General features: G+C 68.2%; 19 protein-coding genes. 11 read left to right on the top strand and 8 right to left on the bottom strand.

What is annotated here, in order from left to right; all coding sequences use genetic code 11:
- Positions 1–89 precede the first annotated feature (89 nt).
- Together GO592_RS32260 and GO592_RS32255 are read right to left on the bottom strand one after the other, a co-directional pair.
- Positions 90–1163 (bottom strand): ABC transporter ATP-binding protein, encoded by a 1074-nt coding sequence (locus GO592_RS32260; protein ID WP_005264449.1) that lies wholly within the window; start codon positions 1161–1163, stop codon positions 90–92.
- Positions 1164–1498: 335 nt separating this feature from the next.
- Positions 1499–2410, bottom strand: a complete 912-nt coding sequence (locus GO592_RS32255) for a sucrase ferredoxin (protein ID WP_202715223.1) — start codon at positions 2408–2410, stop codon at positions 1499–1501.
- Positions 2411–2480: 70 nt separating this feature from the next.
- Between GO592_RS32255 and GO592_RS32250 the strand changes: the two genes are divergently transcribed.
- From GO592_RS32250 to GO592_RS32240, 3 genes are all read left to right on the top strand, one after another.
- Positions 2481–3449 (top strand): ABC transporter substrate-binding protein, encoded by a 969-nt coding sequence (locus GO592_RS32250; RefSeq protein WP_202715035.1) that lies wholly within the window; start codon positions 2481–2483, stop codon positions 3447–3449.
- 73 nt (positions 3450–3522) lie between these two features.
- Positions 3523–4341 (top strand): DUF2786 domain-containing protein, encoded by an 819-nt coding sequence (locus GO592_RS32245; RefSeq protein WP_202715034.1) that lies wholly within the window; start codon positions 3523–3525, stop codon positions 4339–4341.
- A complete protein-coding gene (locus GO592_RS32240; RefSeq protein WP_120660123.1) occupies positions 4338–4862 on the top strand; it encodes a TIGR04338 family metallohydrolase in 525 nt (174 codons plus the stop codon). The genes GO592_RS32245 and GO592_RS32240 overlap by 4 nt, the downstream gene beginning before the upstream one ends.
- A gap of 6 nt (positions 4863–4868) precedes the next feature.
- Here GO592_RS32240 and GO592_RS32235 read toward each other — a convergent pair whose 3' ends face one another.
- On the bottom strand, positions 4869–5348 hold the full coding sequence (locus tag GO592_RS32235) for a nitroreductase family deazaflavin-dependent oxidoreductase (protein WP_172652079.1): 480 nt from the start codon (positions 5346–5348) through the stop codon (positions 4869–4871).
- Positions 5349–5585: 237 nt separating this feature from the next.
- Here GO592_RS32235 and GO592_RS32230 point away from each other — a divergent pair, with 237 nt between their 5' ends.
- Complete coding sequence (locus GO592_RS32230) at positions 5586–6380, top strand: LLM class F420-dependent oxidoreductase (protein ID WP_172652080.1); 795 nt, start codon at positions 5586–5588, stop codon at positions 6378–6380.
- A gap of 68 nt (positions 6381–6448) precedes the next feature.
- Here the strand turns inward: GO592_RS32230 and GO592_RS32225 are convergent, their stop codons facing one another.
- Positions 6449–7663, bottom strand: coding sequence for an acetyl-CoA C-acetyltransferase (locus GO592_RS32225; protein ID WP_172652081.1), 1215 nt, complete (start codon positions 7661–7663; stop codon positions 6449–6451).
- 255 nt (positions 7664–7918) lie between these two features.
- On the opposite strand from GO592_RS32225, the gene GO592_RS32220 reads away from it, so the two are divergent.
- The 4 genes from GO592_RS32220 (at position 7919) to GO592_RS32205 (ending at position 14010) form a co-directional block, all read left to right on the top strand.
- Positions 7919–9385, top strand: a complete 1467-nt coding sequence (locus GO592_RS32220; protein WP_172652082.1) for a class I adenylate-forming enzyme family protein — start codon at positions 7919–7921, stop codon at positions 9383–9385.
- A 64-nt stretch (positions 9386–9449) separates the two neighbouring features.
- Positions 9450–11270, top strand: coding sequence for a DUF3556 domain-containing protein (locus GO592_RS32215; protein ID WP_202715033.1), 1821 nt, complete (start codon positions 9450–9452; stop codon positions 11268–11270).
- A complete protein-coding gene (locus GO592_RS32210) occupies positions 11267–12700 on the top strand; it encodes a phytoene desaturase family protein (RefSeq protein WP_202715032.1) in 1434 nt (477 codons plus the stop codon). The genes GO592_RS32215 and GO592_RS32210 overlap by 4 nt, the downstream gene beginning before the upstream one ends.
- Entirely contained in the window at positions 12697–14010 is a 1314-nt protein-coding gene (locus GO592_RS32205) for a PucR family transcriptional regulator (RefSeq protein ID WP_371737015.1), read from the top strand. The genes GO592_RS32210 and GO592_RS32205 overlap by 4 nt, the downstream gene beginning before the upstream one ends.
- Positions 14011–14078: 68 nt before the next feature.
- On the opposite strand, the gene GO592_RS32200 is transcribed toward GO592_RS32205, so the two are convergent.
- The 3 genes from GO592_RS32200 to GO592_RS32190 are packed head-to-tail and all read right to left on the bottom strand — an operon-like array spanning position 14079 to position 17953.
- Positions 14079–15770 carry an acyl-CoA dehydrogenase family protein gene (locus GO592_RS32200; RefSeq protein WP_202715031.1) on the bottom strand — a complete coding sequence of 564 codons (1692 nt, stop codon included), beginning with the start codon at positions 15768–15770 and terminating at the stop codon, positions 14079–14081.
- 18 nt (positions 15771–15788) lie between these two features.
- On the bottom strand, positions 15789–17294 hold the full coding sequence (locus GO592_RS32195) for a class I adenylate-forming enzyme family protein (RefSeq protein WP_202715030.1): 1506 nt from the start codon (positions 17292–17294) through the stop codon (positions 15789–15791).
- A 23-nt stretch (positions 17295–17317) separates the two neighbouring features.
- Positions 17318–17953: a TetR/AcrR family transcriptional regulator C-terminal domain-containing protein gene (locus tag GO592_RS32190; protein WP_005570377.1), complete on the bottom strand. Its 636-nt coding sequence runs from the start codon at positions 17951–17953 to the stop codon at positions 17318–17320.
- A gap of 134 nt (positions 17954–18087) precedes the next feature.
- Here GO592_RS32190 and GO592_RS32185 point away from each other — a divergent pair, with 134 nt between their 5' ends.
- From GO592_RS32185 to GO592_RS32175, 3 genes are all read left to right on the top strand, one after another.
- Positions 18088–19899, top strand: a complete 1812-nt coding sequence (locus GO592_RS32185; RefSeq protein ID WP_202715029.1) for an ABC transporter substrate-binding protein/permease — start codon at positions 18088–18090, stop codon at positions 19897–19899.
- 4 nt (positions 19900–19903) lie between these two features.
- Positions 19904–20629: an amino acid ABC transporter ATP-binding protein gene (locus tag GO592_RS32180; protein WP_005249317.1), complete on the top strand. Its 726-nt coding sequence runs from the start codon at positions 19904–19906 to the stop codon at positions 20627–20629.
- Between the two features lie 141 nt (positions 20630–20770).
- Entirely contained in the window at positions 20771–22078 is a 1308-nt protein-coding gene (locus GO592_RS32175) for an ISL3 family transposase (protein WP_202715028.1), read from the top strand.
- 52 nt (positions 22079–22130) lie between these two features.
- Here the strand turns inward: GO592_RS32175 and GO592_RS32170 are convergent, their stop codons facing one another.
- A complete protein-coding gene (locus GO592_RS32170) occupies positions 22131–25523 on the bottom strand; it encodes an NAD-glutamate dehydrogenase domain-containing protein (protein WP_172652088.1) in 3393 nt (1130 codons plus the stop codon).
- Positions 25524–25528 lie beyond the last annotated feature (5 nt).

The following is a 25528-nucleotide window of genomic DNA, read 5'->3' as shown; positions in this document are numbered from 1 at the left end:
GTCGGAACATACTGTGGCATGGAACACCGCAGAAGTCCGGCATTACCCCCGACCTGAATCGGTCAGGAACCGCTCCGGCCACCGCCGGGTCAGCTCAGCCGGTAGCCCTCGGACGCCGAGAACAGGTGCACCTGGGACGGGTCGACGTGCAATTTCACCAGGTCACCCTTGCGGGGCGGGTTCCGCCAGTCGGCGCGGGCCACCAACTGCTGGGTCTCCCCGTTGACGGTGCTGCGGCCGTAGATGTAGGCGTCGGATCCGAGTTCCTCCACCACCGCGACCTCCATCGGGATGCCGGTGGTCGACAGTTCCAGGTGTTCGGGGCGGATCCCGACGACGACCTCGCGTTCGTCGGTATCAGCGCGCAGCTGCCGGGGCAGCGGAATGGTCGCGTCGCCGAGCAGGACCCCGTCGGGGGTGATCGGCAACGTGAAGAGGTTCATCGACGGCGACCCCATGAAGCCGGCGACGAACACGTTGGCCGGCCTGTTGTAGAGGTCGCGGGGCGACGCGCACTGCTGCAGCACCCCGTCCTTCAGCACCGCCACCCGGTCGCCCATCGTCATGGCCTCGACCTGGTCGTGTGTCACATACACCATCGTCGTCTCGAGGCGACGCTGCAGCTGCGCGATCTGGGTGCGCGTCTGCACGCGGAGCTTGGCGTCGAGGTTGGACAGCGGCTCGTCCATCAGGAACACCTGCGGCTGCCGGACGATGGCACGTCCCATCGCGACACGCTGCCGCTGACCGCCGGACAGCGCCTTCGGCTTGCGGTCCAGATACGGCTCGAGGTCGAGGAGTTTCGCCGTCTCCTCGACGCGCTTGCGGATGTCGTCCTTCGCGGCGCCGGCGAGCTTGAGCGCGAAACCCATGTTCTCGGCCACCGACATGTGCGGGTACAGCGCATAGTTCTGGAACACCATCGCGATGTCGCGTTCCTTGGGTTCCTGGGTGGTGACGTCGCGGTCGCCGATGAGGATCCGGCCGCTGTGGACGTCCTCGAGCCCGGCCAGCATCCGCAGCGACGTCGACTTGCCGCAGCCGGACGGGCCGACGAGGACCAGGAACTCACCGTCCTCGATCTTCAGGTCGAGCGTGTCGACGGCCGGTTTGTCCGAGCCGGGGAACAGGCAGGTGGCACCGTCATAGGTCACTGTGGCCATGAACGTCGAAGTCCCTTCTACCCGGCGCCGCGCACAGGTGCGTGAAAATGTACCTGTTGACGCACTTTCTCACTCACCGCTGGGTCGGTGGATGATCGGCTCGCGCAACCGCCGTCAGGCCTCCGCGCGCCGCCACCGCTGCCGATTCGGCCGAATTACGCTCGGTCCGAATCATGTTGGCGGCATTCATGTACAGGTTTCTCCACAGCTGGGGATGGATGTGTCGATGAATCGGGGCGGTGAATACCGTGTGAACACCACGAGTCGCCGACGCAACCGCAGCGAGACCTCCTGCCGCAGGGGGCGCTTCGCGCCCGTGCGCCTTATTGGTTGCCCTAGCTACCAGAACGGCGCACGAGTGGCGGAGCCGCCTCGAACCGGTCCGGGCTGTCCACGACACCCGCGCTGCAGGCGGTCAGGCGGGGTTCGGCGCTGGTCGTACGAACCCGGACCAGGTCGGTCCCGGCCGGGTGCCGGACCAGGACGTCGGTGTCGCCGTCCGGCCGCGGGGTCGCCGACAGCGGGATCACGTCGTCGAGTCCGAGCAGCGACCGCTCGACCCGGACGGTGTGCTCGGCGAACTGCAGCACCGGGACGTCGGTGCACCGGCCGCGGTAGTGTTCGAGCACCACGCGTCCGTGATCATGTTCGGCGACAATGTGTTCCGCCGCCTCCGCGGTGACCCGGCCGTAGTAGATGCCCGACGGCAGGCACACCATGGTCGCGGCGAACCGGTCGCCGCCGACGTGCGTCGATTCCCACACCCGTCCGTCGCGGTGGCCGAGGCCGGTGACGACGGGGCGTCCGAACGACGCGCAGCACGCGTCCTTCTTGCCGTGAGTGCAGACGAGAAACAGCGATTCGGTGGGGTCGAGACGTTCCCCCACTCCGGGTGAGAGATCGAGGTCGAGGTCGAGCAGCTCCCGGTCGTCACGCACCAGCAGTCGCTCCGCCCAGCCGTCGGCTCGTCCGGGACGCACGAGGTAGACATGACGTCTCGCGGCGACGTCGCGGCGCTCCCGGGTGCGGATCAGCACCGGACGCACCCCCGCGTCGGCGCACCGGGCGGCGAGTGCGTCGCCGAGGACCGGGTCGAGTCGACTCTGCCGGAGCCGATCGCGTCCCCAGGGTCCGGGTTGCTCGATCAGCAGCCAGCCGCGCACCCGGGGCGCGGTGCCGCACAGCGGCTCTTGGAGTGACCGGGAGAGCGCCGCGCAGGCCGGTGGCGTCCACCCCTCGGGCGACATCGTCGTCCACAACAGACTGTATAAGGTTAGGTTCACCTATCTTCTACTCCCTTCGAGATCGAGGTCCAGGATGCGTTCTGCTACGTGCTCACCGAATGTCACCGACGTCCAGTGGCAGGAGATCGTCGACGCCCTCACGCGACGAGAATTCGGAGCCGGGCTGGGAGCAGCCGCACTGGCCGCGCTCACCGCCGCCTGCGCGCGACCCGACGCGGCAACGGGCAGCGACAGCGGCGCCCAGCGCATCGTCACCCACGCCATGGGCACGACGACGGTGAGCAACCGGGCGAGTCGCATCGTCGCCCTCGACAGCCTGCCCATCGACACCGTCGTCACGCTCGGGAAGACCCCGGTAGGCGCTGCTCAGGCCGGTTCCGCCGACGCGCTGCCCGCCTACCTGGGCGGCGGACTGGACAGCACCACCGTCGTCGGGTCGATCGCCGAACCGAACCTCGAGGCGATCGCCGCGTTGCAGCCCGACCTCATCCTCAGCAGCAAGCAGCGGCACGGCGACCTGTACGAAGCGCTGTCCGCGATCGCGCCGACCGTGTTCTCCGTGTCGCCGGCAGTCGACTGGCAGGGGACGCTGCGACTGTTCGCCGAGGCCATGGGTGAGACGGACGCAGCCGAGCAGAAGCTGTCGGCGTTCCACGCCCGCGCCGCCGCGTTGACCGAAACCAGCCGGGGCCGCACCGCGCACGTCATCCGCGTGATGGACGACGGCCTGCGCCTGCACGGGCCCGGCACGTTCTCCGGTTCCGTGCTGACCGCGGCCGGCTACACCATCACCGGGCAGCCGTGGGACGCGAAGAACGACATGTCCGAGATCTCGCTCGAGAACGTCGCCCAGATCGACTCCGACATCGCGTTCGTCGCCAACACGTCCGCACCGGGAGAATTGGGGATCGACCCCGTACTCATCGGGCAGATGGGGCCGTCACGACGCGACGGCGTCCGCCAGACCGACTACCGGGTGTGGATCACCGGCATCGGCCTCACCGGCGCAAACCTGATCCTCGACGACCTCGAGCGGCTGTAGGCGGCTCCGCCGCCCGTGCGCCTTTTTGGTAGCGCCGACGACCAGAAAGGCGCACGGGGGCTAGCCTGCCTGGGTGAGTTCCGACAAGATGCTGACCCGCATCGGTGGGCTCCTCCGGCAGGCGGAATCCACCGACAACCCGCACGAGGGTGAGGCCTTCATGGCCGCCGCCCAGCGCCTCGCCACTGCCTCCTCGATCGACCTCGCCGTGGCGCGCGCCCACGCGGCAGGCCGGGAGAAGCGCGCCACTCCCACGCAGCGCCTGATCACGATCGGTGAAGCGGGCAAGAAGGGTCTCCGCACGTACGCGCAGCTGTTCCTGGTGATCGCCGCCGCCAACGACGTCCAGTGCGACATCGCCCAGACGTCGGCCGTCATCTACGCGTACGGGTTCGCCGGCGACATCGACGTCTGCGAAGCCCTGTACGCGAGCCTGCTGATCCAGATGGTCCGGGCATCCGACGCCTACATCAGGTCGGGCGAGTACCGCAGCGAGACGACGGTACGGACGCAGGTCGAGAAGCGTGGACGCCGCCGCGTCGCGACACGGGTGCGACGGCCCGTCGCCGGTGTGACCGCCCGGTTGAACTTTCAGCTCGCCTACGCCGCGCGGATCGGGCAGCGCCTCGCCGACGCCAAGCAGGAGGCCGAGGAGCAGGCGGTGTCCGTGCCGGAGTCCTCGGCGGAGACGGCACTGGTTCTGCGCGACAAGCAGCTCGAGCTGAAGGACTACTACTCGGAGAACTCGCAGGCCCGCGGCACGTGGCGAGGAGGACGGGCATCCGCCGGACATTCGTCGAACGCCCGCCGGGCCGGCGACCGCGCCGCCCGGACCGCCCGCCTGAGCAACTCACCCGAACTGTCGACCGCGCGCAAGCAGATCCCGTCGTGAAGCGACCCCGCGACACACAGCGGACCGCCGTGTACGACGCGGAAGCCCTCGTGCGCACCATGTTCGACCGCGCCGACGAGCGCGGGCTGCGCGTCGTGGACGTGATGGGGTCGCAGGTGACGCTGCCGGTGGAACGCAAGTTCGCGTCGATCGATTCGGTGCAGGATTACGTGGACCGGGTGCTCGCCCTGAACTGGGTGCGGTCGACGTGGACGCGGGCGGCCACCCCGGTTCACGTCCGCGCGCGGTCGGGCAACAAGGCCGCCCACTACGAAAGCGATTGCGCGACAATCGCGGTACCCGAGCATCGGAACGGCAACGCCTGGGCGTTCCGCGAACTGGTGGTGCTCCACGAGGTCGCCCATCACCTCGATCCGTCCGACCCCGACTACCCGACGGTCGCCCCGCACGGACCGGAGTACGTGGACCGCTACCTCACCCTGGTCGGGGAGATCATCGGCCCCGAGGCGGCATTCGTCCTGCGCACCATGCTCCTCGCGGGCGGGGTGCGGCTGAACTGAGGTGCCTCAGGCGCGGGGGCGCAGCCGAACGAAACGGATTTCACGGCCCGCCGCCCGGAAGTCGGCCGCGCTGCCGTCGACGTCGAAGCCCATGCCATTGGCGATCCGCAGTCCGAGTTTCGGATGCTCCGCCGCGTAATGCGCCATGAAGTCCGCACCGGTCTCGGAATCGAGGAATTCGGCTGTCACCGAGAGTCGCCGGCGGCCCACCTGAATCTTCGCGTTCGGTTGTGCACGCAGGTTCCGGTACCAATCGGACTTGGGACCGAACCCGGCGGCCAGCACGTACCCGTCGCCGACGGCGTCGTGGTTGACCACCTCGAGCACGACCCGCCGCCTGACGCCGGTCTTGCGCCCCACGTGTTCGAGGAGCAGGAATCGGCCACCGAGGAGAAAGCCGAGGTGGACGCGGTAAAGGTAGATCGGCGCGCGGAAGAACGCCCGCCGGATCCCGGTCGGCGGGTCAGGCCTCTGCGTGACCTTCACACACCCAGTCTTCCACGTCCGCCGTGTGGTCGGGCGGTGATGCGTCCTCATCCGTTTCGGAGACGATGGGCGGACGACGCGCCGACAACCGGGTGAATGTACCGCTTGGCGTATCTGGGGCGCCGGACGGTACATTCGCCCGCTCAAATCGCCCGCTCGGCGGGTTCGTTGTGCGCCCGACCGTCGCGCGAGCACTATGGATCGGGAAGGCCCAACGTCTACTCCGAGGAGCCATGAATGACTCGTCCAGTTCGCATCGGTGTCCAGCTTCAGCCGCAGCACGCGCCCGACTACGGGCTGATCCGCGACGCGGTGCTGCGGGCCGAGGACGCCGGCGTCGACATCGTCTTCAACTGGGACCACTTCTATCCGCTGTACGGCGATCCGGCCGGCGCCCACTTCGAGTGCTGGACGATGCTCGGGGCGTTCGCCGAGCAGACGGAGCGGGTGGAGATCGGTGCGCTCGTCACGTGTGCCGGCTACCGGAACCCGGATCTGCTCGCCGACATGGCCCGGACCGTCGACCACATCAGCGGCGGACGGCTGATCCTGGGCATCGGCTCGGGCTGGTTCGAGCGCGACTACGACGAGTACGGCTACGAATTCGGCACCGCGGGGTCGCGGCTGAACCTGCTCGCCGAGTACCTTCCGCGGATCACCGGCCGGTTCGCCAAGCTGGAACCCGCACCCACCCGGCACATTCCGATCCTTATCGGCGGCGGCGGCGAGAAGAAGACGCTGCCGCTGGTCGGGCAGTACGGCGACATCTGGCACAGCTTCAGCGACATGGACACGTACAAACGTAAGTCGGGGATCCTCGCCGGATACGCACGGGATGCCGGACGCAGCCCCGACAGCATCCAGCACTCCACGTCGTGGCCGGGTGTCGACGACGCGGCAGCCCATGTCGACGCCGGCGTCACCCTGTTCACCGTGGGCGTGGGTGGTCCCGACTACGACCTCGGCACTCTGAAGGAGGCCATCGCCTGGCGTGACGAGAACACTCCGCCGCCGCTGTCGGGCCTGGCGTAGGCGCTTCGCACCCGTGCGCCTTTGTGGTTGTTCTGGCTACCAAAAAGGCGCACGGGCGGCGGAGCCGCCTACAGCCGCTCGAGGACCATCGCCATGCCCTGTCCGCCTCCGACGCACATGGTTTCGAGGCCGAACTGCTTGTCGTGGGTGGTCAGGTTGTTGAGCAGCGTCGCGGTGATGCGGGCACCGGTCATGCCGAAGGGGTGGCCGAGGGCGATCGCGCCGCCGGAGACGTTCAGCTTGTCCTCGTCGATGTTCAGCTCCCGCGCCGACCCGATCACCTGCACGGCGAACGCCTCGTTGATCTCGACGAGGTCGATGTCGGAGATGCCCAGTCCCGCGATCGCGAGGGCCCGCTTGGACGCCTCGATCGGGCCGAGTCCCATGATCTCCGGCGACAGCCCGGACACCCCGGTGGACACGATCCGGGCGAGCGGGGTCAGCCCCAGCTCCTTGGCCTTGGTGTCGGACATGATCACCAGGGCGGCGGCGCCGTCGTTGAGCGGGCACGCGTTGCCGGCGGTGACGGTCCCGTCCGGGCGGAACACGGGCTTGAGCTGACTCACGGCCTCGTAGGTGGTGCCGGCGCGGGGACCGTCGTCCTTCGACACGACGGTGCCGTCGGGCAGGGTCACCGGGGTGATCTCCCGCTCGAAGAAGCCGGCGTTGATGGCCTCCTCAGCGCGGTTCTGCGAGCGCACCGCCCACCGGTCCTGCTCTTCGCGGGTGATGCCGGTGATCTGCGCGACGTTCTCGGCGGTCTGGCCCATCGCGATGTAGGTGTCGGGGACCAGGCCCTCCTCACGCGGGTCGACCCACTGCTGGCCGCCCTGGGCCAGCTTCTCGGTGCGGGTCTGCGCGTCGGCGTACAGCGGGTTTTGGGTGTCGGGCAGCGAGTCGGAGTTGCCCTTGACGAACCGGGAGACGGTCTCGACGCCGGCGGAGATGAAGACGTCGCCCTCACCGGCTTTGATCGCGTGCAGTGCCATGCGGGTGGTCTGCAGCGACGACGAACAGTACCGGGTGATGGTGGTGCCGGGGATGAAGTCGTAGCCGAGCTGGACCGCGACGTTGCGGCCCATGTTGAAACCCTGCTCGCCGCCGGGCAGGCCGCAGCCCAGGATGAGGTCGTTGATGTCGGTGGGGTCGAGCGCGGGCACCTTGTCGAGTGCTGCCTGGACCATCTGCGCGGCGAGGTCGTCGGGGCGCATGCCCTTGAGCGATCCCTTCATGGCGCGACCGATCGGGGAACGGGCGATGGAGACGATGACGGCCTCGGGCATGAGTAACTCCTACCGATTGACGTGGTGGACGGCAGTCGGTGCGGACCTGCAGCCCCTCAGTTCTAAGCATCTGCTTATTTTCTAAGCGTTTGCATATATTGACCACGCCCGCGGCACGGTGTCAACCCCCGGACGGTCGCGATTGTGCTCAACCGACAACGAACCGCCCGAACTCGAGCCCCAGAGGCCGTTTCTTGCACGAAAACCCCTCGATAGTGTTGTGGATCACACCACAACGAAAGGGCGGACGAAATCGTGTCGCACATCGGCTATTTCGCTTGGGACCTCGCCACACAGCGTGCTGACGCGCCGTGCCTGCGCGACGACCGACTCGAACTGACGTACCGCCAGTTCGCGGAGCGGGTCGACGCCTTCGCCGCACAGTTGTCCGAGAACGGTGTCGGACGTGGCGACGTCGTCGCGATCATGCTGCCGAACCGGGCGGAACTGCTCATCGCCCTGATGGCCTCCTGGCGGATCGGTGCGGCCGCCACCCCGGTCAATCCCACGTTCACCGCAAGCGAGGCGGAGTACCAGATCGACGACGCCACAGCGGTTCTCGTCGTCAACGAGGGTCCTGACGCACCGACCGGTGGCCGTCCGGCGATCGCCGTCGGCGACATGGCGACCACCCCCGACCCCGCCTGGGCACCCGGCACCACCGCCGGCGGAGACGACCTCGCCCTGCTGATCTACACGTCCGGGTCGACCGGACGCCCCAAGGGCGTGATGCTCACCCACGACAACCTGCAGTTCATGAGCTCCTCGATGGTGCAGCATTTCTCGTTGACCGCCGACGACCACTGCCTCCTGATCCTCCCGCTGTTCCACGTCAACGCGATCTGCGTCAGCTTCCTGACCCCGATGCTCGCCGGCGGTCAGCTGAGCGTCACCGGGCGCTTCTCACCGGCCCGGTTCTTCGACGACGTCGCCCGCCTGCGGCCGACGTACTTCTCCGCGGTCCCGACCATCTACGCCCTCCTGGTCTCCCAGGACACCGTCGGCGACACCTCCTCGCTGCGGTTCGCGGTCTGCGGGGCCGCACCGATCTCCAAGGAACTCCTCGACCACGCCGAACAGCGTTTCGGACTCGTCATCGTCGAGGGCTACGGGCTGACGGAGGGCACGTGCGCGTCCGCGTGCAATCCGCCGGAGGGCCTTCGCAAGCCGGGCACCGTCGGCCCCGCGCTGCCGGGGCAGACCATCGCGATCGTCGACGAGTCCGGGGCACCGGTGCCGGCGGGGGCGGTCGGCGAGGTGGTGATCCGGGGCGCGAACGTGATGCGTGGCTACCTCGGCCGCCCCGAGGAAACGGAACGCACCATCGTCGACGGCTGGTTGCACACCGGCGACGTCGGCCGACTCGACGAGGACGGTTACCTCACTCTCGTCGATCGCATCAAGGACATGATCATCCGCGGTGGGGAGAACATCTACCCCAAGGAGATCGAGAACGCTCTCACCACTCACGACGACGTCCTCGAGGCGGCCGTGATCGGAGCCCCGCACGACGTGTACGGCGAGGTACCGGTGGCATACGTCGTCACGTATCCGGAGACCGCCGTCACCGACGTCCTCCTGGCCGAACACCTCGGCAGCCGACTCACGAAAGTCAAACTGCCGGTGGCCATTCACATCGTCGACGCGCTGCCCCGCAACCCCGTCGGCAAGATCGACAAACCGGGACTGCGGAGTCGCCATCGGCCTGCCGCCGTCAACTGATCCAGTAACACTCCACACCTCGGGACGCACCCGAGGCGATGCCCCCTACCCTCAGGAGCCTCCCATGGGATTCAAGACCGGGAACTTCCCCGAAGTCGACCCCGCAACCTTCCTCGACCTTCCGTTCCGCGACCGGCTGCGCGCCATGTCGACCCACTGGGTCGATTACGGCTTCGGAACCCCGAAGATGGTGCACACCATCTACATTCTGAAACTGCTCGTCCTCTACCTCGGCATCGGACTGACGCTGGCGACGTTCACGTCCGGCCTGAACGTCCTCGACGTCGGCGCCTGGTGGAACGAGCCGATCATCTACCAGAAGCTGATCCTGTGGACGGTGCTACTCGAAGCGGTGGGGCTCGCCGGTTCGTGGGGTCCGCTCGCCGGGCACTTCAAGCCGATGACCGGCGGCATCCTGTACTGGCTGCGCCCCGGGACCATCCGGCTCCCACCGTGGCCGGGCAAGGTGCCGTTCACCTCGGGCGACACCCGCACCGTCGGCGACGTCCTGATCTACGCGGCTTTGCTGCTCAACATCATTGTGGCGCTGATACTTCCGGGAGTACACACGTCGTCGATCGACACGGCTATCACCGACAACTCCGGACTCGTCCGCCCCGCGGTGCTGTTTCCCCTGATCGCGCTGCTGGTGCTGATCGGTCTGCGCGACAAGGTCATCTTCATCGCGGCTCGCAGCGAGCAGTACCTGCCCGCGATCGTCTTCTTCGGGGTCCTGCCCTTCGTTGACATGATCATTGCGCTGAAGCTGCTGATCGTCTCGGTGTGGGTCGGGGCGGGCGTCTCCAAGCTCGGGCACCACTTCTCGATGGTGGTGCCGCCGATGCTGAGCAACACCCCGTGGATGCCGTTCATGAAGATCAAGCGCGCGCACTACCGCAACTTCCCCGAGGACCTGCGGCCGTCGATCGTCGCCGGTGGTGTCGCCCATGTGCTCGGGACGGTCGTGGAGGTGGTGACCCCGCTGGTGCTGCTGTTCTCCACCAACCGCACGCTGACGCTGCTCGCAGTCGCGCTGATGGTCGCGTTCCACCTGTTCATCCTGTCCACGTTCCCGCTGGCGGTGCCGCTCGAGTGGAACCTGCTTTTCGCCTACGCGTCGATCTTCCTGTTCCTCGGATTTCCCGCCTGGGACGGGTACGGCGTGGCCGACATGTCCTCGGTGTGGCTGACCGCGGTGATCGTCGCCGCCCTGGTGTTCTTCCCGATCCTCGGCAACCTGCGCCCCGACCTCGTCTCGTTCCTGCCGTCGATGCGTCAGTACGCCGGCAACTGGGCGTCCGCCACCTGGGCCTTCGCACCGGGCGCCGAGGAGAAGCTCGACGAGCACATCATCCGTCCCACCAAGAACACGCGCACCCAGCTGCTCGCCACCTACCCGCCGGAGGTCGCGGACGTGGTGATGCACCAACTGCTCGGCTGGCGGTCGATGCATAGCCAGGGGCGGGCGTTGTTCTCGCTGATGATGCGCCACCTCGGCGACGACATCGACACCTACTCGCTGCGCGAGGCGGAGTTCAGCTGCAACTCGCTGGTGGCATTCAACTTCGGTGACGGTCACCTGCACAACGAGTTCCTGATCGCGGCACTCCAGCGGCGCTGCAACTTCGCTCCTGGCGAATTCGTCGTCGCGTGGATCGAATCGCAGCCCATCCACAGGGGCACTCAGCAGTACAAGGTGATCGACGCCGCCCTCGGCGTCATCGAGCGGGGAACCTACAAGGTGTCCGACGCTATCAACGAGCAGCCGTGGCTGCCGAACGGTCCCATTCCGTTCTACGTGCAGTGGACACTGGACGGAGACGGCTCGAACGTGCGGACGCGGGAGGCGAGGATGCAGGAGACAGATCTGGTGGCGCGGCCGTGACCACCGCAGTCGTGGTCGGCAGCGGGCCCAACGGGCTCGCCGCCGCGGTCCACCTCGCCCGGCACGGCGTCGACGTCCAGGTCCTCGAGGCCGCCGACACCATCGGCGGCGGCACCCGCTCCGGCGAACTCACCGTCCCGGGACTGCTGCACGACGAGTGCTCGGCGTTCCACCCGATGGGTGCCGGGTCGCCGTATCTGCAGACCCTCGACCTCGGCCGGTACGGGTTGACGTGGAAGTGGCCGGAGATCGACTGCGCCCACCCCCTCGACTCCGGTGAGGCGGGGTTGCTGCACCGGTCGATCGCGGCCACCGCCGCCGGACTCGGCGAGGACGGCGCCCGCTGGCAGCGCATGTTCGGCGGACTCGCCGACGGATTCGACGACCTGGCCGCCGACCTCATGCGTCCGATCGCGAACGTGCCCCGGCACCCGCTGCGGCTCGCCAGCTTCGGACCCCGGGCCCTGCTGCCGGCCGCGGTGACGGCCCGCTGGTGGCGCACCGACAAGGCCCGCGCACTGTTCGGCGGCGCCGCCGCGCACGCCTACTACCGCCTGGACCGGCCCGCGACGTCCGCGGTCGGGATGATGATCGTCGCCGCCGGGCACCGCTACGGCTGGCCGGTCGCCGAGGGCGGATCGCAGTCGATCACCGGCGCACTCGCCGCCCTGCTCACCGACCGGGGCGGCAAGATCACCACCGGTGTCCACGTCCGCGATTGGAACGAACTTCCGCCCGCCGACGTCGTCCTGCTGGACGTCGCGCCGTCCGCCGCGCTCGGCATCCTGGGTGCTCGCCTGCCCGACCGGGTGGCCCGTGCGTACCGGCGGTTCAAGCACGCGCCCGCCGCCTTCAAGGTCGACTTCGCAATCCAGGGCGGGGTGCCGTGGGCCGATCCCGAATGCGGACGCGCCGGGACCGTCCACCTGGGTGGCACTTTCGCCGAGATCGCGGCCGCCGAGCGCGACGTCGCGGCCGGACGGATGCCGCAGCGGCCCTTCGTCCTCGTCGGTCAGCAGTACCTCGCCGACCCCGGTCGGTCGAACGGCGATCTGCATCCGCTGTACGCGTACGCCCATGTCCCGCAAGGCTACACGGGCGACGCAACGGAGGCGATCACCGCGCAGATCGAACGATTCGCCCCCGGCTTCCGGGACCGCATCATCGCCACGGTCAGCAGCGGACCGGCACGTCTGGCCGCGTCGAATCCCAACTACGTCGGTGGCGACATCATCGGCGGCGCCAACACCGAAACCCAGATGGTGCTGCGCCCGCGCATCGCCCTCGACCCGTACAGCACCGGCGTACCGGGAACCTACCTGTGCTCGGCCTCGACACCGCCCGGTGCAGGCGCCCACGGGATGTGCGGGTACAACGCGGCGCAATCCGCCCTGCGCTATCTGCGAAAAGGAGGAGGGGACGTGTTGTGAGCAGCCCCGCCCCCGGCGACCGCGGCGCCGGTGCCAGACGCCGCATGGCGCGGGTGCCCGCGATGGCGGAAGCCGAGGTCCTCGACATCGTCGCCGGTATCGCCCGGAAACTCGATGCGCGGCAGGCGGAGATCACCCGCACGATGAGCGCGCTACTCGCGCACGAGATCGATCAACTCGACGAAGACCCGCAGCTCGTCGAACTGCTCGAGGCGAGCGTGCACGGCAACGTCTCCACGATCGTGCACGTCCTCGCCAACGACATTCCCGTCGACCATCTGCAGCCCACCACCGCCGCCGTGGAGTACGCGCTGCGACTGGCGCAACGCGACGTGTCGTCGAACTCGCTGGTCCGCGCGTACCACATGGGCCAGGACGACCTGATCAAGATCTGCTACGACGAGGTCAGCGCCCTCCAACTGTCCGGGCCGCTGACCCTCGCTGTGCTCAAACACATTTCGGAGGTCGTGTACAGCTACATCGACTGGATCACCCTGTACGTGTTCGACGCCTACGAGCAGGAACGCCGGCGGTGGCTGGGCGCCCGCGGCAACGTCCACTCGTCGACCATTCACACCCTCCTCACCGGAACGGGCAACGACGGGTCCGCGTTCGAGGCCGAAACGCACTACCGGCTCGAGCAGACGCACGTCGCGATGATCCTGTGGTCCACCGGTCCCGACACCGAGGCGAGCCTCAACACCCTCGACCACTACGTGCGGGACCTCGCCCGCCACCTCGCCACCGACTCCGCACCCATCGTCACCGCCATCGACCGCCGAACCCTTTGGGCCTGGCTCCCTTTCGGCCGCCGGAAACCCGTCCTCGACACCACCGAACTCGCCGCAACCCTGCCCGCGAACCCGGGCATCCGGACCGCGATCGGACTGCCCGCAACCGGAGTCGCGGGATTCCGGCGGTCACACGAACAGGCCCGCGCCGCCTACTCCGTCGCCACCGTGCCCAACACCCCGGCCCGGCCGATCGTCGGCTTCGGCGACCGCGGCGTCGCCGTCGTCTCGCTCCTCGCCGAGAACCTGGACTCCACCCGTGCGTGGGTGTGGGAGGTCCTCGGCCCGCTCGCGGAGAACACCGACCAGGCCGCGACACTGCGGACCACGCTGAGCACCTACTTCGCGACCGGCGAGAGCCACCTCCACACCGCCCAGCAGATGAACCTGCACCGCAACACCGTCAAATACCGCATCACCAAAGCCCTCGGCGAGCCCGCCACCGGCACCCACAGCAAGCTGGATCTCGCTCTCGCCCTGCAGGTGTGCGAGTTCCTGGGTCCGACGGTGCTGCGGTAGGCCTTCCGGGCTTGTGCGCCTTTCTGGTTGTTCTGGCTACCAAAAAGGCGCACGGGCGGCGGAGCCGCCTACGCCCGACTGAGGATGGACCCGAGATCGGCGGCCGGGGACAGGGTGCCGTAGTCGTGGGTGCGGTCGGGGCCGAGGCGGGTGTCGACGAATGCATCTGCGACGGCGGCGGGCGAGAACCGGGTCAGCAGCGACGCCTGCAGTGCGAGGGCCATCGATTCGACGACGGTGCGGGCGCGCAACTGGGCGGCCGCAGGGTCGAGTCCGGCGAGTTCGCCGAGCTGACGACGGACCCGGTCGAGGTGCTCGTCGAGCACCACGCTGCTGCCCCGGGCCAGGTTCACCTCCGCGTCGAATGCGGCGACGCTGTCGGGTTCGCGGGTCATCGCGCGCAGGACGTCGAGGGCGATGACGTTGCCAGACCCCTCCCACACGGCCATGACAGGCTGCTCCCGGTAGCGGCGGGCGAGCGGGAAGTCCTCGGTGTACCCGTTGCCGCCCAGGCATTCCAGCGCCTCGTAGGCGTGGTGCGGGCCGCGCTTGCAGATCCAGTACTTCGCGACCGCGGTCGCGAGCCGGCGGAAGCTGCGTTCCTGCTCGTTCGCGTCGTCGTCGTGTGCCCGGGCGAGGCGCAGCGCGGTGACGGTGGCCGCCTCCGACTCCAGCGCCAGGTCGGCCAGCACCGACGTCATGGCCGGCTGATCGGCCAGGACCTTCCCGAACGCCGAGCGGTGGCGGGCGTGCCACACCGCCTCGGCGACGGACTGCCGCATGCCCGCGGTGCTGCCGAGCACGCAGTCGAGGCGGGTGCGCGCGACCATCTCGATGATGGTGCGGACGCCGCGTCCCGGTTCACCGACCATGACGCCGACGGTGCCGTCGAGTTCGATCTCGGACGACGCGTTGGACTTGTTGCCCAGCTTGTTCTTCAACCGCTGGATGCGGAAGACGTTGCGGGTGCCGTCCGGGAGTATGCGGGGCAGCAGGAAGCACGAGAGGCCGTCGCCGCCCGCGCCTTCCGCCTGCGCGAGCACGAGAAACGCGTCGGACATCGGCGCGGAGCAGAACCACTTGTGCCCGGTCAGCAGGTAGTCGGCGCCGGGACCGCCGCGTCCGGCGGGTGTCGCGACGGTGGTGTTGGCCCGGACGTCGGAGCCGCCCTGCTTCTCCGTCATGGACATGCCGAAGATCGCGGACGCCTTGCCGGGTGCGTCGAGTTCGGGGGTGTAGCTGCGGGACAGCGCGCGCGGCTTCCAGATCGCGGCGACGTCGGGTTGCAGGTCGAGGGAGGGGATGACGGCGTTGGTCATCGAGATCGGGCAGGAGTGTCCGGGTTCGATCTGTGCGAACATCATGAATGCCGCTGCGCGAGCGACATTCGCGCCGGGCTGCGGGTCGGCCCACGCCGACGTGTGCGCCCCGTGCGCGACGGCCGCGGAGATGATCCGGTGGTACGCGGGGTGGTATTCGACCTCGTCGATCCGGTTGCCCCAGCGGTCGAACGTCTTCAGTTCGGGGATGATCGTGTTGGCGAGTTCGGCGTCGTGCTGGAACGTGGCGCTGCCGACGAGTGCGCCGATGTCGGTGAGTTCGCCGGTGGCCCAGTCGGCGTCGTGGCGGCGCACGCCCTCGGCCAGCACCGTGTCGAGGGTGAACTCGTTGACGTCGGTGCGGGGCACCGACTGGTTGAGCACGGTGTGCGTCCGGTGGGGTGCGGGATGGGTGATATTCGCTTCGGAGAAAGTAGTCATGACAGTGTCTTTCGTGAGTCAGCTCGCGGAGCGGATCAGGTGCTTCTGGATCTTGCCGGTGGGGGTGCGGGGCAACACGGTGGCGAACACGTAGTCGCGGGGAATCTTGTAGCGCGCCAGCTTGTCCGACAGGTAGTCGCGGATGTCGTCGGCACCCACGACGTCCGGTTCACGCCACACGACGTGCGCGACGACGGTCTCGCCCCACTCGGGGTGCGGCCGACCCACCACCGCGACATCCACGACGTCGGGATGGCCGGAGATGGCGTCCTCCACTTCCTTGGAATAGACGTTCTCGCCGCCGGTGATGATCATGTCTTTCGCCCGGTCGACGATGAAGAGGTAGCCGTCGTCGTCCTGGCGTGCGAGATCGCCTGTGCGGTACCAGCCGCCGTCGGCGAACACGGCTGCGGTGGCGTCGGGATCGTCGAGGTACCCCTGCATCACGGTCTCGGTACGCAGCCAGATCTCGCCGATCTCCCCGGCGGGCACGTCGACGCCGTCGGGCCCGGCCAGGCGCATGTCGACGCCGGCGAGCGCCGCCCGGCCGATCGAGCCGGCCTTCGCGAGCTGTTCCTCCGGGTAGAGGACGGTCCCGACGGGACCGGTCTCCGTCATCCCGTACACCTGGTAGAAGCGGGTGGTCCGGTACGACTCGACGAGTCGGCGCGCCACATCGGCGCCGATAGGTCCGCCGCCGTAGAGCCAGGCCCGGACGCTGGACAGGTCGTAGTCGGCGAAATTTCGTACCGCATTCAGCGCCGTGGTGTAGATGACCGGCGGCCCGAAGCACAGCGTGATGCGTTGCTGCTGTATCGCTTCCAGGAAGTGGACGGGATGGTATTCGCGGATGAGCACGACGGTGCCGCCCATGTACAGCGTCGCCATCAGCCAGTTGTTGAGCGGTGACCCGTGCCAGATCGGGACGGCCATCAGCAGTCGCTCGTCGCGGGTGATCGACAGACCGAGGGCGGCCGTGGTCGCCACGAGCACGACGTTGCGATGACTGTGCACGCAACCCTTGGGCGCGCCGGTGGTGCCGGACGTGTAGAGGATTTCCGCGGGGTCGTTCTCGTCCGGCTCGATGCCGTCGATGCCGTCCAGGTCCGCGATCGCGTCGTCGAAGAAGGTGTGGCTCTCCACGGCGGTGTCGGTGGACAGCAGCTGCACCGGCGTCTCGAGTCGCTCGATGACGGGTGCGAGGTCGCCGTCGAAGACGCATACCTTCACCTGCGCGTGCCGCAGGATGTAGTCGACCTCGGGTGCCTGCATCTTGTGGTTGACCGGCACCACCACCGCGCCGATGCGCCAGGCGCCGAGCATCGCGTAAACGAAGCCGGGGGTGTTGAAACACATCAGAGCGACGCGGTCGCCGTGCCCGACCCCCAGTTTCCGTAGCAGGGCGGCGGCGTGGCGGCTGCCGTCCTGCACGGAACCATACGTATGGTCGCGACCCTGAAAATGGAGAAAGGCCTTGTCGGGCGTCTTCCGGACGTTGCTGTCGAATACGCGAACGATGTTCATCGCGCTCCTTGGAGGAGAGAAGGTCAGTCGATGGAGGTGTTGCGGACGGTCTCGGGGATCTGCAGGTTCGCGAAGATGACGGCGACGGCCTCCTCGAGCGAGTAGCCGAAGCTCTCACCGGTGGCGGTCTTCTGGATCACGAGGCCGAAGATCGCCGACCAGAACGCCTTCGATTCGACGTCGATGCCGGCGCGCAGTTTCCAGCCGGTGCGTATCAGGGTACGGATCAGCGCGTCCTCGCCTGAGGAGTGCAAGGTGCGGAGGGTGTCGGTGATGAGGTCGCGCAGTTCGCCGCGGCGTCCCGTCATCAGCATCGCCGAGGTGAACAGTTCGACGCTGGGCGCGCCGGGCCCGAGCAGGGAGCCGACGAGCTTCTCCGTGTAGTCGCCGACGGTCTCCGCGGTGGCCGCGTCGTCCTCGGCCCGTTTGCCGGCACGCAGGACGGCAGCGCACGCGACCTCGACGAAGAGCCGCTCCTTGGAACCGTAGTAATAGGTCACCTGGTTGGGGTGGGCCCCCGCGGCGGCGCAGATCTGCGTGATGGGGACGCCCTCGCCGTGCTCGAGAAAGAGTTCGGTGGCGGCGGTGAACAGGGCGTCGCGAGTCTGGCGACCGGACTCCCGAGTGGCACGCGCTGCTCGGCCCGTCTGCGACACCATGACTGCCTCTCGCTTGTTTGTATGACAAACAATAACTTGATTTTGTTTGTATGACAAACAAGGAGAGTGACGGGCGTCGCCCCGCACGTCCTCCGACCCCGGAAATACCGACCGCCAGGGTTACGCTGCTCACCATGTTTTCTTCCGTCGGAGCGAAGATCCGTGTGGTGGTGGCGCTACTGCTCACCGCCCTGCTGGCGCTGACCCTGTCGTCGTGTTCGAGTGACGGGGAGACGTCGGGGGCGGCACCGCAGGATCTGTGTTCGCCACCCGGCGTGGGCGCGGCCACTGCCGCCCCGACCAATCTCGCCGCCTCCGGCGCCGCGGCCGAGGACCGCTACACGACGCCCTCGACCACCCCGATCGACCAGATCGACGCGTCGAAACTGAACCTCATCACCCCCGGCGTGCTCACCGTCGGCACGCTGTCCGACGCACCGCCGAGCATCTGCGTGAACTCCGAGAACGAGTTCACCGGCTATGACAACGAACTGCTGAAGGCCGTCGCCGACAAGCTGGGCCTGCGCGTCGACTTCGTCGGCACCGAGTTCGCCGGACTGCTCGCCCAGGTCGCCGGGCGCCGCTTCGACGTCGGATCCTCGTCCATCACGACAACGGACGAGCGCCGCAACACCGTCGGCTTCACCAACGGCTACGACTTCGGCTACTTCTCCCTCGTCGTGCCCAACGGCGGTCCGATCCAGGGCTTCGACGACCTGACCGCGACGACCCGTATCGGTGTCGTCCAGGGCACCGTTCAGGACGACTACGTCGTGAACACGCTGAAGCTGAACCCGGTGAAGTTCCCCGACTACGCCACCGCGTACGCGAACCTGAAGTCCGGGCAGATCGACGCCTGGGTGGCGCCGTCGCAGCAGGCCGAGGGCGCCATCGCGCCGGGCGATCCCACGTCGATCGTCGAGAACACCTTCAGCGTCAACAACTTCGTGGGCTGGGCCGTCAACAAGGAGAACCAGCCGCTCATCGACGCCCTCAACTCCGGGCTCGACGCCGTCATCGCAGACGGCACCTGGGCGCAGCTGTACTCCGACTGGGTGCCCCGCGAACTGCCCGAGGGCTGGAAGCCCGGCAGCAAGGCGGCACCGGTGCCCGACCTGCCGGACTTCGCCGCGCTGGCCGCCCAGAACTCGCAGAACACGACCGAAACCCCGGTCGCGGAACCCAAGTCGACACTCCAGCAGCTGAAAGACACGTTCTTCAACTGGGACCTCTACACGCGGGCGTTCCCGGATCTGCTCAAGACCGGTCTGCCGAACACGCTGATCCTGGCGTTGGCGTCGGGCATCGTCGGCACCGTCCTCGGCATGCTGCTCGCGATGGCCGGGATTTCCCGCACCCGCTGGCTCCGCTGGCCCGCCCGCGTCTACACGGACGTGTTCCGCGGACTGCCCGCCGTCGTCATCATCCTCATCGTCGGTCTCGGCGCCGGCCCCATCGTCAAGGGACTCACCGGCAACAACCCGTACTGGCTCGGTGCGGCCGCGCTGTCACTGCTCGCGTCCGCCTACATCGGTGAGATCTTCCGGTCCGGCATCCAGAGCGTCGAACCCGGACAACTCGAGGCGTCCCGGGCGCTCGGTTTCAGCTACCGGAAGTCGATGTCGCTCGTCGTGGTTCCGCAGGGTGTGCGACGGGTGCTGCCCGCGCTGATGAACCAGTTCATCTCCCTGATCAAGGACTCGTCGCTGATCTACTTCCTCGGCCTGCTCGTCAGCCAGCGGGAACTGTTCGCCGTGGGCCGCGACCTCAACGCGCAGACCGGCAACCTGTCGCCGCTCGTCGCCGCCGGCCTGTTCTACCTGGCGATGACGATTCCGCTGACCCACCTCGTCAACTACATCGACAACCGCTTGCGCACCGGCCGCGCCGACACGTCCGGCACGCTCGACCCGGTGGAACAATCCATCGTCGTGGAAAGGGGATAAGGCGATGGCCGTCTCTCTCACTGGCACCGACCTGCACCTCGCGTTCGGCACCAACAAGGTGCTCCGCGGCGTCGACCTCCACGTCGACGCCGGCGACACCGTCACCGTGATCGGACCGTCCGGCTCCGGCAAGTCCACCCTGCTGCGGGTCCTCAACCGGCTGCACGAACCCGATCAGGGCGACGTCCTGCTCGACGGGAAGTCGGTGCTGAAGGACAACCCGGACAAGCTGCGGCAGCGCATCGGCATGGTGTTCCAGCACTTCAACCTGTTCCCGCACAAGACCGTCGTCGACAACATCGCCCTCGGGCCCCGCAAGCTCAAGGGGATGTCCAAGGACGAGGCGCGGTCGCTGGCGCTCGAACAGCTCGAACTCGTCGGGCTCGCCAACAAGGCCGACTCGCGGCCCGGCAACCTGTCGGGCGGGCAGCAGCAGCGCGTCGCGATCGCCCGCGCCCTGGCGATGAAGCCCGAGGTGATGTTCTTCGACGAGGCCACCTCGGCACTCGACCCCGAACTGGTCAAGGGCGTCCTCGCGCTGATGGCCGACCTCGCCAAGGGCGGCATGACGATGGTCGTCGTCACCCACGAGATGGGCTTCGCCCGCGAGGTGTCCGACACCGTGCTGTTCATGGACCACGGCGCCGTCGTCGAGACTGGGAAGCCGGACCAGCTGTTCGACAAGCCCGAAACCGAACGGCTGCAGCAGTTCCTGTCCCAGGTACTGTAGGCCGCTCCGCGGCCTGTGCGCCTTTTTGGGCTCTATTGCTGTGATCGTGGGTGAATTCCGGTCCTGGTGAGGGCGCACGCCGTTGTCCCAGTAGCGTTCTGGCTTGTCTAGGGTCAGTCGGCTACATGTGTGGGGAACGGCGTGCGTGAAGCCAGGATATGGCGTCAGGTGTTGGGTGTCGAAAAGACGGTGATCGAGGGTGTCGATTTCGATGCCACGGCCGTGGCGGTGATTGTCGCGGTCCGGCCGCAGGCCCGGGCCCGGTCCCGGTCCCGGTGCGGGGTGTGCGGTCGTCGTAGCCCCGGCTACGACGGCGGCACCGGGCGGCGGCGATGGCGCGGCCCGGATTGCGGCCTGGTCCGCACCTTTATCGAGGCCGACGCCCCACGGGTGTCCTGCCGCGAACACGGGGTCACGGTGGCCGCTGTGCCCTGGGCCCGGCACCGCGCCGGGCACACCTACTCGTTCGACCAGACGGTGGCGTGGCTGGCCACGCACACCTCGAAGGCCGCGACGTGCGAGGTGATGCGCACCGCGTGGCGCACGGTCGGGGCGATCGTGGACCGGGTGTGGGCCGACACCGCACCCGCCCGGGACCCGCTGGCCGGGCTGCGTCGGATCGGGATCGACGAGATCTCCTATAAGAAGGGCCACAAGTATCTGACGGTCGTCGTCGACCACGACTCCGGTCGGCTGGTGTGGGCCGCCCCCGGCCGGGACGCGGCCACCCTGTCCGGGTTCTTCGACCGGCTCGGGCCCGAACGCTGCGCGAAAATCACCCACGTCACCTCGGACGCGGCAGGGTGGATCGGATCGGTGGTGGCCCGGTACTGCCCGGATGCGATCCGGTGCGCGGACCCGTTCCACGTGGTCGCCTGGGCCACCGAAGCCCTCGACGCGGTGCGGCGGGCCGCGTGGAACCGGGCCCGGGCCACCGAAACCGCCGCCCGCGGCGGCGGTTGGAAACCACGGCGTCGCCCGAAGGCCGGGCCAGCTCAAACGGTGAAACGCAGTCGGTGGGCGTTGCTGAAGAACCCGGACACGCTCAATGCGCAGCAGCGGGCGACGCTGCGGTGGATCGAACTGCACGATCCCGTGCTGCACCGCGCCTACCTACTCAAGGAAACCTTGCGGTTGATCTTCCAACTCCCGGCCGAGCAGGCCGCCACCGAACTCGATCGATGGATCGGCTGGGCGAGACGGTCCCGGATCCCGGCCTTTGTCGCGTTGCAGAAAAGCATCCGCGCCCACAAACCCGCCATCCTCGCCGCCATCGAACACGGCCTGTCCAACGGGCGGATCGAATCGGTCAACACCAAAATCCGCCTCATCACCCGACGTGGATTCGGGTTCCACACCCCCGAGGCCGTCATCGCACTCGCGATGCTCAGCCTCGGAGGCGCTCGACCACAACTACCCGGCCGAACCCACCCACGAATGAGTCAGTAGAGCCCCTTTTTGGTAGCTGGAACAACCAGAAAGGCGCACGGGCGCGAAGCGCCTACCGCGTCATCGCCCGGATCCGCCTGGCCGCGACGGAGATCAGCGCCAGCGTGGGTTCGGTGGCGACCTCCGACTCGATTTCCGTCAGCAGTGCCCGCGCGCGGGCGAGCCGGGCGGCGTTGTGCTGTTCCCACTGGTCGACCTTGTCGGACGCGTCCTCGCCGGGTTCACTCACGGACAGCGCGTCGAGGGTGATGGCGCGCAGCGAACTATAGAGGTCGTCGCGCAGGGCGAGACGTGCAAGGGCGTGCCACCGGTCCAGCCGGGGGAGCGCCGTGACGGCGGTCAGCGCGGTGTTGATGTGCAGGTGCGCCGACAGCGCGAAGTACAGTTCGGCGACGTCCTCGGGGCGGTGCTGTGAGATCTCCGCGATGTCCACGATGTCGAGGAGGCAGTACGTGTGCAGCAGGTCCGCCACGTCGGCGGCGAGCCCGGCCTCCGCCCCGCGCGATGTGAGGGCCTCGGTGCGCCGCTCCACCGCGGTGATCTCGTCGCCGCGCAGCCATTCCCGGACCCGCGGGCCGAGGTCGCGGACGACCGGCCGGTAGCGGGCGATGGTGGCCTCGAGCGGCAGCGGTTGCGGCCGGTGCGTGGTCAGCCACCGCGACGCGCGGTCGATCAGTCGCTGGGTCTGCACCGTCAGCGCGTTCGTCCCGGCCGTCGGCGTCGCGTCGGCCGTCGCCCGGATCCGCTCGAAAGTCGCTCCGAGGTCGAAGATCTCGGTGACCGCGGTGAAGGCGTTCACCGCCTCCGCGGAGTCGGCGCCCGTTTCCTCCCGCAGCCGGAAGGCGTACGTCATCCCCGCTCGGTCGACCATGTCGTTGACGACCGACGTCGTGACGATCTCCCGGCGCAGCGGATGCGCGGCGACCGTGTGCGCGAACTCCCGGCCGAGGCGCGGCGGGAAGTAGTTGTGCAGCCGGCCGGCGTAGACCCCGTTGTCGGGGAGGGTCGTGCCCGACACTTCGCTCTTGATGAAACGCTTGACCTGCGCGGTGAGCTGCGCCAGCTCCGGGCTCGTCAGTCCCTTCTGCTCACGTTCGAGCGCGCCGAACTGCGCGGACGTCGGGAGCACGTCGATCGCGCGGTCCACGTGGCCGCGCCGTTCCAGGTCGTCGACCATGCGGGAGTGGAAGCTGACGAGAGTGCCGGCCTGTGCCCGGTTCAGGCTCATCATCTCGTTCTGGCTGCGGTTGTCGGCGAGGACGAGCCTGCTGACGTCGTCGGTCATGTCGGACAGCAACTCTCGCCGGTCCTGCGCGGCGAGGGTGTTGTCGGCGGTGGCGCCTGCCAGGGCGATCTTGATGTTGACCTCGTGATCCGAGCAGTCGACTCCGGCCGAGTTGTCGAGCGCGTCGGTGTTCACGCGACCGCCGTTGCGCGCGTATTCGATCCGCCCGAGCTGGGTCAGACCGAGGTTGCCGCCTTCGCCGACCACCCGGACGCGCAGTTGGGGCGCGTCGAGCCGGACCGCGTCGTTCGACTTGTCGCCGACGTCGGCGTGGCTCTCCGTCGTCGCCTTCACGTACGTGCCGACCCCGCCGTTCCACAGCAGGTCCGCGGGCGCACCGAGGACGGCACGCACGAGTTCGACGGTGGTGAGGACCGGATCGTCGTCGATCCCGAGAACGCGCCGGGCCTGCGGTGTCAGCCGAACGGACTTCGCCGACCGGTCGACGATCATCGCGCCGTCGCTGAGGACTGCCTTGTCGTAGTCCTTCCAGCTCGACCTGCCGAGCCCGAAGAGCCGTGCCCGCTCGTCCCACGACCGCTGCGGGTCGGGATCGGGGTCGATGAAGACGTGCCGATGGTCGAATGCCGCGAGCAGGCGGATGTGGGGGCTCAGCAGCATCCCGTTTCCGAAGACGTCGCCGCTCATGTCGCCGATGCCGACGACGGTGAAGTCGTCGGTGCGGGTGTCGACGCCCATCTCGCGGAAGTGCTGCATGACGCTTTCCCACGCGCCGCGGGCGGTGATGCCCATGGCCTTGTGGTCGTAACCGACGGAACCGCCGGACGCGAATCCGTCGCCGAGCCAGTACCCGCGCTCGAGTGCGATCGCGTTGGCGACGTCCGAGAATGCCGCTGTCCCTTTGTCTGCGGCGACCACGAGGTACGTGTCGTCGCCGTCGCGCCGGACGATGCCCTCCGGCGCGATCACCTGCCGGGTCGTGATGTCGAGGTTGTCCGTCATGTCGAGGAGGCTCGAGATGAATTCGCGGTAGCAGGAGATGCCCGCCGAGTACATCGCCTCCCGGTCGGCGGCGGCGTCCCCGGTGGGCACGGGCGGGTTCTTGACGACGAAGCCGCCTTTCGCTCCCGCGGGGACGATGACGGCGTTCTTGACAGCCTGCGCCTTGACGAGTCCGAGGATCTCGGTGCGGAAGTCGTCGCGGCGATCCGACCACCGGATGCCGCCGCGGGCGACGTCGTCGAATCGCAGGTGCACACCCTCCACCCGGGGCGAGTACACGTAGGCCTCGTATTTCGGCCGGGGCAGCGGCAATTCGTCGATCGACGAGGAATCGAACTTGAACGCGAGAGCGCGCGCGGGCCGACGGTCGCCGGCGTAATACGTCGTCCGGGTGGTGGCGCGGATCAGCGAGAGCAGTGCCCGCAGGATCCGGTCGGCGTCGATCCCGGCGACGGCGTCGATCGCGTCGACGATGCGGCCCTCGAGCGCGTCTTCCGCGGCGGCGTCGCGTTCGATGCCCGGGTCGAGGCGGAGCGCGTGGAACTCGACGAGGAGTTGCGTGATTGCGCTGTTGCTCAGCAGGACTCGTTCGACGTTGCTGCGGCTGTACGGAAGCCCGGCCTGACGCAGGTAGGCGGCGTACGCGCGGAGGACGGTCACCTGACGCCACCCGAGCCCGGCGTGCAGGACGAGCGCGTTGAATCCGTCGACCTCGGTCTCACCCGTCCACGCGGCCCGGAACGCGTCCGCGATCCGGCTGTCCCGGGTCACCCCGTGACCGTCCGTCACGGCGACCAGATCGACGGTGAGGTCGTAGATCCAGGCACGGTGCCCGTCCGGGCGGGTCAGCGCGGCCGGTCGTTCGTCGAGCGCGTTGACGCCGAGGCTGGACAGGATCGGCAGAACCTCGTTGAGCGGCGCGGGTTTCCCGACCGCATAGATCTTGAGGTTCTCGTACGGCGCGGACGCCTCGGTGGTGGTGAACGTCAGCGCCACACTGTCGACGTCGAGGCGCTCCACTTCGGCGACGTCGCGGTTCGCCTGTGCCGGATCGGTTTCGGTGGCGTAGCTGATCGGCAGCGCGGACGCGTAGTGGCGCGCGACCGCGGTGTCGAGACAATGCGGTTCCGTGAGCAGCGTGCTGCGCCACAGCTCGTGGGACCAGGGGTTGTCGAGTTCCGTGCCGATGCTGTTCATGACGA

The organism is Rhodococcus sp. 21391, assembly GCF_016772255.1.
GTDB lineage: Bacteria > Actinomycetota > Actinomycetes > Mycobacteriales > Mycobacteriaceae > Rhodococcus_F > Rhodococcus_F opacus.
Note: the sequence above shows the minus strand (reverse complement) of the source record. Positions and strands in the feature narration are given on the sequence as shown.

Coding starts and splice junctions, on each gene's coding strand:
- GO592_RS32225 (WP_172652081.1), bottom strand. CDS start 7,663: ATGCCCGAGGCCGTCATCGTCTCCATCGCCCGTTCCCCGATCGGTCGC.
- GO592_RS32260 (WP_005264449.1), bottom strand. CDS start 1,163: ATGGCCACAGTGACCTATGACGGTGCCACCTGCCTGTTCCCCGGCTCG.
- GO592_RS32170 (WP_172652088.1), bottom strand. CDS start 25,523: ATGAACAGCATCGGCACGGAACTCGACAACCCCTGGTCCCACGAGCTG.
- GO592_RS32185 (WP_202715029.1), top strand. CDS start 18,088: ATGTTTTCTTCCGTCGGAGCGAAGATCCGTGTGGTGGTGGCGCTACTG.
- GO592_RS32215 (WP_202715033.1), top strand. CDS start 9,450: ATGGGATTCAAGACCGGGAACTTCCCCGAAGTCGACCCCGCAACCTTC.
- GO592_RS32200 (WP_202715031.1), bottom strand. CDS start 15,770: ATGACTACTTTCTCCGAAGCGAATATCACCCATCCCGCACCCCACCGG.
- GO592_RS32190 (WP_005570377.1), bottom strand. CDS start 17,953: ATGGTGTCGCAGACGGGCCGAGCAGCGCGTGCCACTCGGGAGTCCGGT.
- GO592_RS32255 (WP_202715223.1), bottom strand. CDS start 2,410: ATGTCGCCCGAGGGGTGGACGCCACCGGCCTGCGCGGCGCTCTCCCGG.
- GO592_RS32180 (WP_005249317.1), top strand. CDS start 19,904: ATGGCCGTCTCTCTCACTGGCACCGACCTGCACCTCGCGTTCGGCACC.
- GO592_RS32230 (WP_172652080.1), top strand. CDS start 5,586: ATGACTCGTCCAGTTCGCATCGGTGTCCAGCTTCAGCCGCAGCACGCG.
- GO592_RS32195 (WP_202715030.1), bottom strand. CDS start 17,294: ATGAACATCGTTCGCGTATTCGACAGCAACGTCCGGAAGACGCCCGAC.
- GO592_RS32250 (WP_202715035.1), top strand. CDS start 2,481: ATGCGTTCTGCTACGTGCTCACCGAATGTCACCGACGTCCAGTGGCAG.